Origin of the sequence: Shewanella loihica PV-4 (assembly GCF_000016065.1) — a bacterium.
Lineage (GTDB): Bacteria > Pseudomonadota > Gammaproteobacteria > Enterobacterales > Shewanellaceae > Shewanella > Shewanella loihica.
Map to the genome: position 1 here is coordinate 2,175,522 of NC_009092.1, position 12,097 is coordinate 2,187,618.

The following is a 12,097-nucleotide window of genomic DNA, read 5'->3' on the forward strand; positions in this document are numbered from 1 at the left end:
GATGACACATTAAGGTGTTAGGTGTGACTGAGTTAACTTTCTGGGTGTGACAGAGTTTTTTGTTAGCTTAATATGAAAACACCTGCTTCAAGGGATCGAAGCAGGTGTTTTTCGGCTATTACCTAAGATTACATAGTGTAGCTAAATCCTAGGAAATATTGGCGACCAAAGCTCTGGATGGTACCAGTTTGGTGCGTCTGACCGAAGTAGGTCTTGTTAGCTTCATCTGTCAGGTTATTAACCTGGAACAGGAACTTAAGACCATTGTCCATCGCATAAGATGCCTGGTAGTCGAGAATGGTTTCTGCATCGAAGAAGGCCAGCTGAGATTCAACCGCAACTTGCTCAGAAACATACTCACTACGATAACGCATGCTCAAACGGGTATCGAAACCATCCAAGGTGTAGAACAGGGTGGTGTTCAATACGTGCTCAGACAGGCCTGGCAGCGGGATAGCTAAGCTTTCACCACTTAGGTCGGTTTCAAACTCTACTTCACTGTCAGAGTATGCGTAACTGCCGGTGAAACCTAGGCCGCTCAGTGCGCCCGGTAGGAAGTCGAATACCTGAGTGTAGGCAAGTTCGATACCGCGAATATAACCGCCGTTATCGTTGTTAACCGCCGTCTGGTACTGGCCTTCATTCTTAACGACAGGGAACTCTACACCGTTGTCGACAATAGTGTCTGGCACGATGAAGCCTGCTTCTTCGAAGTCAAATGGCTGGATAGTGAAGTTGTTGATGAATGACTTGATGTCTTTGTAGAACACGGCAAAGACGATCGCACCTTCAGACTCTTCAAAGTAGTGCTCATATGACAGGTCGTACTGATCGGCATAGAAAGGATCCAGTAGCGGACTGGTGTTACCCCATGCGTTGTACTTCTTGTAACCTGGTGTTGCAGAGTCGTCATACCAAGAACCCATACCAGACTTAAGCTTGTCGATTGGTGGACGAGCCATAACCGATGCTGCGGCAAAACGGATCTGATCGTTTTGTGTCAGGTGGAAGTTCAAGTTAACCGAAGGTAGGTAGTCGGTGTAAGACTTACCCACTTTGTTGTGGATATAGTCGGTGCTGACCACGCCTTTTTCATCGACGATCTCTTCACCCAGACCGAAACCTACTTGTTGTAGACCTGTACTTGACTGATCTGTGTTAACCACACGCAGGCCGATGTTACCTGTTACAGGGATGCTACCAATTTCGAAGTCCAGGTTAGCCTGAACATAACCGGCTAGCACGTCTTCATTTACCGTACCGCTTTGGATCATGGTCCAGTTGTTGGCCCAGTTAGCAGTAGGGACGAAAGGATCTTGTCCTGTTGCCGCCAGTTGTGCGTTAACCAGATCCACTGCCTTATCAAAGTCGATAGCTAGGAAGCTTGGGTAGCCTGAAAGCTCACCGCCAAAGTTAACCACACGGGTCATATCATCGGTCAGGGCTAGCACAGGTTGATTGTCTGGGTTGGTGCCAAATTCGAAACCATAACCGGCTTGAGAGCGCTGCGCGTTGAACTCACGCTCAGAGTATCTTACGCCGACGTCGATAGACGACACGAAGCTATTGTCTAACTGGTAGTTTAGGTCGAGTTTGTAGGCGATCAGATCGTTTTGTTGATCATAAGGCCACATACCCACTTCTCTCAGACCTAGGGTCGAAGTATCTGTGTAATCCTTGGCGAAACTGATGTCGGCTGGATTGAGGTTGTTTAGTTTATAAGTGATCGACTCGGCCGATCTAACATTGTTAGCCATGTCGTCATAGATAACGGCGCGGGTACCGCCGTTGACGAATTCACCGTCGGCAGAAGAGTAGCTGATGTCTGCGGCGATGGTGAGGTTTTCACCGTTGGTCCATTCGATGTTAACGGCACCAGAGGTGAGCTCTGAGTATTTTGAGTCGTTATCGTTAACCACAAAAACGGCAAAGTTATCGGTACCATCGGTAGATACTGTACCACCGATCATAGAGCCGTCTTCGACAATGGCGTCACTGATCTGACCGTTCTTTAATGATTTCACACGGAAACCGCGGGCAAAGTTCTCTGAATCGAACTTAGAGTGGAAGATGTCGCCCTTAAAGCTCCAGTTGTCATTGGGTTGCCAGTGGATGGCGCCCATGTAACCGTCACGGGTGTCGGTACCACCTTTTTGTTGCATCTCGAAGCCTTCGCTGATGGACTCAAGATTGCCATCACCGTTGACATCGCGTCTGTCGTCGTTGAAACGAAGGCCGATGAACTGGCTTGCTACATAAGGTTGATAAAGATGGGCGTAACCCACGGCAACACCAAGGGTTTCATCGAGGAACTTACCTTGGTACGAGAAGCTTAGACGGTTGCCATATTCTTCTGCGTCGGCAATTTCACCGGCGCGGTCGTTAAAGCTACCACGAGCGTTAACGGTAAAGTTGTGGTCTTTTGGTGCCTGCAGCGGGTCAGCTGTTTTAAGCTCGACTGTGCCGGCAACACCACCTTCGATGAGAGAAGCCTTTGGCGACTTATAAACTTGCGCCTGGTTGATCAGCTCAGAAGGGTATTGATCGAATTCGATCGCACGTTTACCACCAGTGGTAACCTGCTCGCGGCCGTTTAATGTTGCGGCAACGAAATCACCGTCCAGACCACGAATGTTAAGACCACTTGCTTGGCCACCGGTACGTACGGCGGTAACACCTGGCAGGCGGGTTAGGGCATCGGCAATTGATTGATCAGGCAGGGCGCCTAAGTCATCTGCAGAAATGGTTTCTGATACGGTATCGGCAAAACGCTTGTTGTTGAGCGACTTGATCACACTGGTACGGAAGCCACGTACCTCGATTACTTCAATTGACTCGTCTTGAGTCGTTGCTGCCGCTTCAGCCTTCGCTGCCTCGTTATCAGCTGCATAGACATTAATACAAACGCCGGCCGAGAGCAGGGCTAGCGTGAGTAGGTTAGGTTTAAATTGAAACATCCATCTTCCCCTTTTTTCACTCTATTCATTCTGTATTACTTCTTATGTGTGAAATAAGGGGGGACCCTTGTTCACAGCTATATAGGTGAATGAGAGTGCTTGTTATTGTACTTGTTTCTAAGTTGTTATGTAGCAGGACCGATACTACTCTCGCACTCGTCGCGGTCACAATATTATGCATACGTATTCAAAAGTGACCTCGGCCTCAAAAAGGGCGTCTAGCGGGGTGCGCAAGCTCACAAAACAGGCTGCAAAACTCAGTCTAACCATCTGTTTATATTTGTTTTTGCTCTAGATGGTCAGAAGGTGCTTTAAGCCTGTCTGTTTTGCATACGTATGCAGTGGTGTTGAACCCGATTTCCCGGATGACGTATGCTCGTTTCATTCTAATAACAATTGTTCGTCGACAACGATCGGGTAACAGGTATGCAACCCAGGGGCAGGCACCTGCCTTTAATATAGTCGTTGGTGACCTAGGGGCGATAATGAACCAACTCTCCTGGTGGCGCGGCGCCGTCATCTATCAGATCTATCCTCGCAGCTTAATGGATTCCAATGGCGACGGTGTAGGTGATCTACAAGGCATCATAAGTAAACTCGACTACATTGCGAGTCTGAACGTGGATGCCATCTGGATCTCGCCTTTCTTCAAGTCGCCGATGAAAGACTTCGGTTACGACATCAGTGACTACCGCGCTATCGATCCTTTGTTTGGCACCATGGCGGACTTCGACGAGCTGATCGACAAGGCGCACGGCCTCGGCATCAAGGTGATTATCGATCAGGTGCTCAGCCACACCTCAGATCAACACGCCTGGTTTAGCGAGAGCCGCCAGAGCCGGGATAACGCCAAGCAGGACTGGTATGTGTGGGCCGACCCTAATCCAGATGGCACCGCGCCCAACAACTGGCTGGCTATCTTCGGTGGCTGTGCCTGGGAGTGGGAGCCACGTCGTCAGCAATATTATCTGCATAACTTCCTGACCAGTCAGCCGGATTTGAACTTCCATAACCCTGACGTGCGCCAAGCTGTGCTGGATAATGTTAAGTTCTGGCTCGACAAGGGAGTCGATGGTTTCCGCCTCGATGCGATCACCTTCTGCTATCACGACGAGCAGCTCAGAGACAATCCGCCTAAGCCTGAAGACAAGCGTCAGGGCAGGGGCTTTAGCGAAGACAACCCTTACGCCTATCAGTATCACTACTATAACAACACCCGCCCGCAGACTGTTGGTTTCATCGAAGAGCTGCGCGCGCTGATCAACCAATATCCTGGCGTCGTCACCCTAGGGGAAGTCTCTTCGGAAGACTCGCTGGCGACCATGGCCGAATATACCCAGGGTGACGATCGCCTGCATATGGCCTACAGCTTCGAGCTGCTGACCGATGACTTTAGCCCGGCCTATATTCGCCACACGGTAGAGGCGCTGGAGCAGAGCATTGGCGATGGCTGGCCCTGCTGGGCGATAGGCAACCACGACGTGCAACGGGTCGCGACACGTTGGGGCAGAGACGCCTTCAATAGCGATATGGCCAAGATGCTCAACGCTATGCTCTGTTCGCTACGGGGCAGTGTCTGTAGCTACCAAGGTGAGGAGTTGGGTCTTGGCGAGGTAGAGATCGCCTATGAGCAGCTGCAAGATCCGTTCGGCATCACCTTCTGGCCTATGTTCAAGGGCCGTGACGGTTGTCGCACGCCTATGCCTTGGCGCCATGATGCCAACCATGCAGGCTTCAGTGACAACACGCCTTGGTTGCCGGTACCGGCCGATCACAAAGCCGTGGCGGTCGATGTGCAGGAGGCCAACCCTGAGTCGATTCTGAACCATTACCGTCACATGCTGGCCTGGCGTAAACTGCACCCGATACTCGTCACAGGTGATATCAAATTTATTGAATCAACCGATGCACTTTTGGTGTTTGAGCGTCGTCTAGGCGAGCAGACCCTGCTGGTTGCCTTTAACCTGAGTGGTCAGCCGCAGAGCTTTAGCCTGGCAGGTCTGGGCGACAAAGCGCTGTCGCCACTGGAAGGCCATGGTCTGCCTAAGGCCGAGCTGAAAGGCGATCTGGTTCAGTTTGACGGTTTCGGTTGTTTCTATTGTTGGAAGTAAAGGGCTTGGAAATAAAGGGCCTAGAAATAAACGACTTGGAAATAGCTTGTCAGAATAGCTGGCTCTCGTTAGCCGGCTATTTGCATGAAATGATTTAACAGCACAAACAAAATATACAATAACAAAAGAGAGCTACACCATGGCAATGATGCAACAAAGTAGCACGGCTACCGGGGTTGGCGGTGAGCAGGAGAACTATCGTTTTGCGTTAGTCTCCCTGACCTCGCTATTTTTCATGTGGGGCTTTATCACCTGTCTGAACGACATCTTGATCCCCCATCTCAAGGCGGCGTTTTCGCTCAACTATGCCGAGGCGATGCTGATCCAGTTCTGCTTCTTCGGCGCCTACTTCCTGGTCTCTATGCCGGCCGGTAAGCTGGTTAAGGCCCTTGGCTATCAGAAAGGGATAGTGACAGGTCTGCTGATCGCGGCCTTGGGCTGCGCACTCTTCTATCCTGCGGCGGCGCTGGCCACCTACGGACTCTTCCTCGGCGCCTTGTTCGTGTTGGCCTCAGGGATCACTATTTTGCAGGTGGCGGCGAACCCCTATGTGAACGCACTGGGTAGCGTAGAGACCGCCTCAAGTCGTCTTAACCTGACTCAGGCCTTCAACGCCCTGGGTACCACGGTTGCGCCATATTTTGGCGCCGTGTTGATCCTCTCTGTAGCCGTTGAAGCTAGCGAGACCCTGACTCAGGCACAGGCCGAGGCGGAAGTGGTTAAATTGCCTTATCTTATTTTGGCCACTGCATTAGGCGTCCTGGCGCTGGTATTTGCCAAACTGGATCTGCCGCAGATCAAAGAACATTGTCAGAGCGGCGAGCAGGGCGAGGTGGTGCACAATGGCAAGACCAGCGCACTGCAATCACTCCATCTGGTGCTCGGCGCCGTGGGGATCTTCGTCTACGTGGGTGCTGAAGTGTCTATCGGCAGCTTCCTGGTTAACTTCCTGGCCCAGGATGACATTGCCGGGCTAAGTGAGGCCAGCGCCGCGAGTTACATCACCTATTACTGGGGCGGGGCCATGGTAGGTCGTTTCATCGGTAGTGCCGTGATGCAGAAGGTGCCTGCCGGTACTGTGCTCGGTTTCAACGCCTTAATGGCGGCTCTACTGGTTGCATTGGCGATGACCAGCACTGGCACCGTGGCCATGTGGGCAATTCTGGCGGTTGGCCTGTTCAACTCCATCATGTTCCCGACCATCTTCAGCCTGGCGCTGCGGGATCTCGGCCCTCACACCTCACAAGGTTCGGGTGTACTCTGCTTGGCCATCGTTGGCGGCGCGATCCTACCTTTGCTGCAGGGTGTACTGGCGGATAACATAGGTATTCAGCATGCCTTCTTCCTACCGATCATCTGTTATCTGTTCATTATGTTCTATGGCGTGAAGGGGTCTAAGCTCTAAGGGCTATGCTCTAAGGCTTGGGTCTTTAAACCTATAATTCAGAGGCAAGCAGCAATGCTTGCCTTTTTTATTGCCATAATCGCCGCTATCGCTTGCCTATTAGGGGCTTAACTCCTATGATCGCCAGCGATTTTTATTATCTAGGCTCAACTATGTTAAATGCGTCGCTATCTCCAAGTTCAACCGAATTAGTTATCAATGTGCTGGCCATGGTGCTCGAAGAAGGCAAACCGCTGGACAGAGCCTATTCACATCATTTCTCTGGACTCAAGTTAGCGCCGTCAGAGCAGGCGCGTATCACCTATGTCACGGGTGATCTGCTGCGCCGCCTCAACTTCTACTGCTATCTGGCGGATATCTCAACCGATGAGATTGCTCGTATGGGATCACGCCTGCTCAATGCCTGGCACATGGCGAACGAGCTGCCGATCCCTAAGTTGCAGTACACCCTGGCGATCGAAGAAGATGATTTTTATCAGCGCCTGGAAGCGGCCAAGCAGCAAGCGGCACTGTTCGATGGTTGCCCCGAATGGCTCGATACCTTAGGCCAGGAGCAGTTAGGCGATGATTGGGCCAAGGAGCGCGCCGCGCTGGCACAGGCACCAAAGCGTTATCTGCGCGTTAACCCGCTTAAGACTAATAGCGAAGATCTCGCCAAGCGTCTTGCCAAGGAAGGGGTCGAGACCCGCGAGGTGCCAGGCGTGCCAAGCGCGCTCGAGGTGATCTCAGATGCGGCGCTGTTTCGTACCGAGTGCTTCAAGCAGGGGCTATTCGAGCAGCAAGACGCCGGTTCTCAGCATGTGGCCGCCGCCGTGGGCGCAGAGCCTGGCATGCGGGTGATCGATGCCTGCGCCGGTGCAGGTGGTAAGACGTTGGCCATTGCCGCCCAGATGCAGGGCAAGGGTCGTTTGCTGGCCATGGATGTGGAGCAGTGGAAACTGGATAACCTTAAGCAGCGTGCACGCCGCGCCGGTGCCCACAATGTCGAGACCCGTATCATCGCCAGTAGTAAGACCATTAAGCGTCTTAAGCTGAGTGCCGACCGGGTACTTTTGGACGTGCCTTGTTCTGGCCTTGGGGTTCTCAAGCGTAATCCAGACGCCAAGTGGCGCGATACGCCGGATCGCCTGCCCGTGCTGGTCGAGCTGCAAAGGGAGATCCTGCAGAGCTACAGCCGTATGGTGAAGGTCGATGGCATCTTGATCTACGCGACTTGCTCTATCATGCCTCAGGAAAACCGCCAGCAGGTCGATGCCTTCCTTGCAGCCAACCCGCACTTTAGTTTTATCGACGATGAAACCGTGAGCGTGGCCGATACCGGATTCGATGGCTTCTATCTGGCGCGTATGAAGCGTACCGCCGAGTCTGCCTAATCCTTTCTCGAGATCGAAATTTTTTGATCTCAGTCACAGGTGTCGGCTTAGGGCGTGGGTAACTGCGCAGTAAGCCGACACTTGACCTTAGTAGGCTACAACAAGCCTGACAAATAGTGATATCATCTCTCCTTTCATTTGCTGATCTTGGTCTATCTGCCTTTTTCTCGGACGATGTTATTACAAACGGCTGTACAAGAGTTTTCACATCAAGAAAGGTTTTCCGCGCTGCAAGCGTTATTGGGCGATCGGCTGCTGGAGTGTCAGCGCCAGGCCCATATCATCCGCGGCATCTTTGCCGGTGAGCCTAAAATAACCTGCCAGGTCTCACTCAACGATCAGGGTAAGATAAGCGGTCGCTGCGACTGTGGTCAGCCTCGTTGTGCCCATCAGGCAGCCTTGGTCATTGAGCAGGCGGCGCGTCGCGCCCTCGATGAGCAAGGGCGCTCCAGACGTTCAGATACGGCCATTCGCCTGTTTAGAAGCGATCTCAAGGAACGTTTCGATCCTTTCCCGACCATGGCGCGCCATCGCATCCTCTATCTGTTAGTGCCGAGCGAGACAGGTTTGCAGCTCAAGGTATTAAAAGGCTATCTGAATAAGAATGGCCGCTACCAGCTCAAGGGCCCACTTGGATTCGAACTGCTGCAGAGCCAGCCTGTGCCCAAGTATGTCAGTCAGACAGATCTCAAGTTGCTGCACACGCTCAGGGCGTTTGCCGCTGACTTTAGCAGTCAAAATATCGATGAAATCAGCAGTGCTCTTGGCAGTAGCACTGAAGACAGTAGTCGCGTTAGCAAAAGCAGCAGTAACTTCAACGCCGAAAGCGGCAGTGAAAAGACAGGCCAGGCCCATCTACCCGATTATTTAACCTCTGTGGCTTCGAGCCTGGAGGCTCAAACGGCGCAGCAAGATCTGTCACCGGCCGAAACATCGAGTGAGCAGGCGATCATTATCGATCTCGATTGCGCCTTTGCGGAAACCAATAGCGAGACAGATAACAGCAATGATAGTTCGGCGCAGCTTGGCGGCGATTTTTATCGTCTGCTGTTTGCCAGCGGTCGCTGTTTCTTTGGCAAGGTGGCCGGCGAGCCGGTGCGTTTGGCAACCCACTATGATGAAGACTACCTAGATGAAAGCTTCATGCTGCCCCTTTGCCCCGGTGTCTGGCTGGATACCTGCTCGGGTACAGGGATCATCGATAAACGCCGTGACGTGCGGGTGAATCAAACCCTGTTAGAAGGCGTGGATCTCGACGGCGACTGGTTGCCAAGGCTAGAGATCGCCCGCGAGAGCCTAGATCAAAGCTGGCTTGAACCCCTGCTGGCGCCAATCGACGTGGCCAAATTTTCCATGGTTCACCGCGGCCAGCGTTATGATTTTGAATCGCTCAGTTATCTTGGTGCGGGCCATAAGGCATTTATGGCGCAATTTGCCAAGTGCCAGCTGCTGCTTAATCCCTTGCCGCTACTCACTAGTCAATTCGAGCCAGCCGTGACTGAATCACTCGGCGAGGGCCTGCGTCTGGTACCGGGGGAGGCGAGCGAGCATGTGGTGTTGCTGCGCACGCTTTCCCTTAAGGGCTGGCAGATTGAACTGGTGGCCAAGCAACGTTTCGTTCAAGTCGCGGCCAATGCCTGGTATGGCGAGGTGAACAGCGCCGACAAGGATTGGTTCGAGCTCAGCCTTGGGGTCGAGGTGGAAGGAAAGCGGGTTAACCTCCTGCCATTGCTGGTCAACCTCATTCGTCAGGGCAAGCTTAGCCGGGATTTCAATCAGGCAACGAGCGGCGAACAATCTGGCGCAAACGGTAGTGCGGATCAGCCGCAGGAGGTGGCGCTGGAGCTGGAATCTGGCGCCATCCTAACGCTGCCGGCGGCGCGTATTCAGCGCATACTTGCGGTGCTCGACGAACTCTTTACGCAGCAGCCGCTAAACGATCAGGAAAAGCTGGTGCTGGCCCGCCATCACCTCGGGCGCATTCCGCTGCTCGATGATGCCTTAAGTCAATCTGAGCAGGCGCTGACCTGGTCGGGTGAAGCCAAGCTGAGGCAACACGCAAAGGCGCTCGGGCGTTATCTCAATGAGCAGCAGAGCAGGCGAGCAGATAGGCTGGGCACCATAGACTTTGTTACCCCAGATGGGCTCAACGCCGAGCTGCGCCCTTATCAGGTAGAGGGGGTTGCCTGGCTACAATTTATCAAGCGACACGGCTTCGGCGCCATACTGGCCGATGATATGGGGCTGGGTAAGACGCTGCAGACCCTGTGTAGTATCTTGCTGGATAAACAGGCTGGGGTGACTAAGGCGCCCGTGTTGGTGATCGCCCCAACCAGTTTGCTCAGCAACTGGCAGCGGGAGATCGCCCAGTTTACGCCTAGCCTGACTAGTTTCGTCTGGAGCGGCCGCGCCCGCCATGATAACGAGCAGGCGCTGACGGATGTCGATGTGCTGATCACCAGCTATGGGATCCTGGCCCAAGACGCCGAGCGGCTGACCAAGCTCAATTGGCATCAGGTGATCTTGGATGAGGCCCAGACCATCAAGAACAGTCGCAGCCGTATCACTAAGTTGGTGAACCGGCTGCAGACCCAGCATCGTCTCTGTCTAACGGGTACGCCGATGGAGAACCATCTTGGAGAGCTCTGGTCGCTGTTTCATTTCCTGATGCCGGGCTTTCTCGGCACGGCCACTCAGTTTCAACGTCAGTTTAAACAGCCGATAGAGAAAGATCATTGCGATGCCAGTCGTCAGCGGCTGGCTCAGCGCCTGGCCCCTTTCATGCTAAGGCGCACCAAGAGTCAGGTGGCGACCGAGCTGCCGACCAAGACGGTGATCAATACCCTGATTGAGCTCAGCCAGAGCCAGTCGGATCTCTACGAGACCATACGTCTCACCGTGGCGGAGCAGGTGCAGTTGGCCCTGAGGCAAACCGGCGCCAAGGCCAACCGCTTGATGATCAGCAATGCGCTGCTTAAGCTGCGTCAGGTGTGTTGTCATCCGGCAATGTTAAACCTAGGCCAGTTGGGGCAGGTTGGTGAGACAGAGAATTCAAAAGTGGCGATATCCCCCGAGGTTAACTTGAGTCAAAGCGTGACGGGCTTAGATGGCGCACAGGATGAGCTTAACGCCGAGTCCTCCAAGCTTGCCTGGCTGGAGAACAAGTTGCCGAGCATGATAGAAGATGGTCGCAACATACTGATCTTCTCATCATTTACTAGCATGCTGGATTTGATCGCCGAGCAGCTGGAACGCCAGCAGATAGGCTATGAGATGCTAACCGGGCGCAGTCGCCATAGGGATCGCATCATAGAGCGTTTCCGTCGCGGCGAGGTAAATGTGTTCCTCATTAGCCTCAAGGCTGGCGGCTCTGGACTAAACCTGACTGAGGCTGATGTGGTGATCCATGTGGATCCCTGGTGGAATCCTGCCGCCGAAGAGCAGGCCAGTGACAGGGCCTATCGTATCGGCCAGGATAAGCCTGTATTTGTCTATAAGCTTATCTGTCAGAACACAGTCGAGGAGCGGATTCAGCAGCTGCAGCAGAGTAAGCAGGCGCTGGCCCAAAGCATGTATCAGACCGAGAGCCTCACGGCAGCTGAGATGGACAGAGATGATTGGCTGGCTCTCTTACAGCCCATTACTGAGCAGCTAATCTAAGCGCAACCAATCTAAGCGCAGCCAATCCCCCGAACTGCCAGTTACAGATGGGAAAGGGCTACTCGCCCTGGATGGTGAGTATTAAGGTGCGGCCACTGGCGCGGTTGCGGGCCTCACACAGGTAGACCCCTTGCCAGGTACCCAGATTAAACTCGCCGTCGGTTATCGGCAGGGTAAGCTCGCAGCCCAGCAGGGATGACTTAAGATGTGCCGGCATGTCGTCATCACCCTCATAGGTATGGGTGTAGTAGGGCTCATTCTCCGGCACTAGACGGTTAAAGAAGCGCTCGAAGTCCTCCCGCACACTGGGGTCGGCATTTTCGTTGAGCGTGAGTCCCGCCGAGGTATGCTGTAACAGGAGATGGGCGAGACCTATCTTGATCTCGCTAAGCTGGGGAGCGGCGCGATAGATCTCTTCGGTGATCAGATGATAACCGCGCTGTCTCGGGGCTAGATTTATCTCGACTTGAATCCACATGATCAATTTTCCTACGCTATTTTTATCGCCAAATTGCGGCACTTTTTGTTATTTTGCTAAGAGTGCTTCAACTTCTCATGCTTGTAAATAGACTTTTAGAGGCTGTTATAAAA

Annotated in this window: 6 protein-coding genes; 4 read left to right on the forward strand and 2 right to left on the reverse strand. The window is 53.2% G+C overall.

Annotated elements, in window-relative coordinates; all coding sequences use genetic code 11:
* Window positions 1-128: 128 nt before the first annotated feature.
* Entirely contained in the window at window positions 129-2,957 is a 2,829-nt protein-coding gene (locus SHEW_RS09770) for a TonB-dependent receptor (protein WP_011865686.1), read from the reverse strand.
* Between the two features lie 485 nt (window positions 2,958-3,442).
* Between SHEW_RS09770 and SHEW_RS09775 the strand changes: the two genes are divergently transcribed.
* The 4 genes from SHEW_RS09775 (at window position 3,443) to SHEW_RS20110 (ending at window position 11,506) form a co-directional block, all read left to right on the forward strand.
* On the forward strand, window positions 3,443-5,068 hold the full coding sequence (locus SHEW_RS09775) for an alpha-glucosidase family protein (RefSeq protein ID WP_011865687.1): 1,626 nt from the start codon (window positions 3,443-3,445) through the stop codon (window positions 5,066-5,068).
* 139 nt (window positions 5,069-5,207) lie between these two features.
* Window positions 5,208-6,473 carry a sugar MFS transporter gene (locus SHEW_RS09780; protein ID WP_011865688.1) on the forward strand — a complete coding sequence of 422 codons (1,266 nt, stop codon included), beginning with the start codon at window positions 5,208-5,210 and terminating at the stop codon, window positions 6,471-6,473.
* A 152-nt stretch (window positions 6,474-6,625) separates the two neighbouring features.
* Window positions 6,626-7,846, forward strand: coding sequence for an RsmB/NOP family class I SAM-dependent RNA methyltransferase (locus tag SHEW_RS09785; RefSeq protein ID WP_041407133.1), 1,221 nt, complete (start codon window positions 6,626-6,628; stop codon window positions 7,844-7,846).
* Window positions 7,847-8,086: 240 nt separating this feature from the next.
* Window positions 8,087-11,506 (forward strand): DEAD/DEAH box helicase, encoded by a 3,420-nt coding sequence (locus SHEW_RS20110; protein WP_049766515.1) that lies wholly within the window; start codon window positions 8,087-8,089, stop codon window positions 11,504-11,506.
* A gap of 58 nt (window positions 11,507-11,564) precedes the next feature.
* On the opposite strand, the gene SHEW_RS09795 is transcribed toward SHEW_RS20110, so the two are convergent.
* On the reverse strand, window positions 11,565-11,984 hold the full coding sequence (locus tag SHEW_RS09795) for a secondary thiamine-phosphate synthase enzyme YjbQ (protein WP_011865691.1): 420 nt from the start codon (window positions 11,982-11,984) through the stop codon (window positions 11,565-11,567).
* Between the last annotated feature and the right edge of the window lie 113 nt (window positions 11,985-12,097).

What these genes read in the sequence shown, in the direction of transcription:
- SHEW_RS09795 (WP_011865691.1), bottom strand. Translation starts at nt 11,984, where the DNA reads ATGTGGATTCAAGTCGAGATAAATCTAGCCCCGAGACAGCGCGGTTAT.
- SHEW_RS09770 (WP_011865686.1), bottom strand. Translation starts at nt 2,957, where the DNA reads ATGTTTCAATTTAAACCTAACCTACTCACGCTAGCCCTGCTCTCGGCC.
- SHEW_RS09785 (WP_041407133.1), top strand. Translation starts at nt 6,626, where the DNA reads ATGTTAAATGCGTCGCTATCTCCAAGTTCAACCGAATTAGTTATCAAT.
- SHEW_RS09780 (WP_011865688.1), top strand. Translation starts at nt 5,208, where the DNA reads ATGGCAATGATGCAACAAAGTAGCACGGCTACCGGGGTTGGCGGTGAG.
- SHEW_RS09775 (WP_011865687.1), top strand. Translation starts at nt 3,443, where the DNA reads ATGAACCAACTCTCCTGGTGGCGCGGCGCCGTCATCTATCAGATCTAT.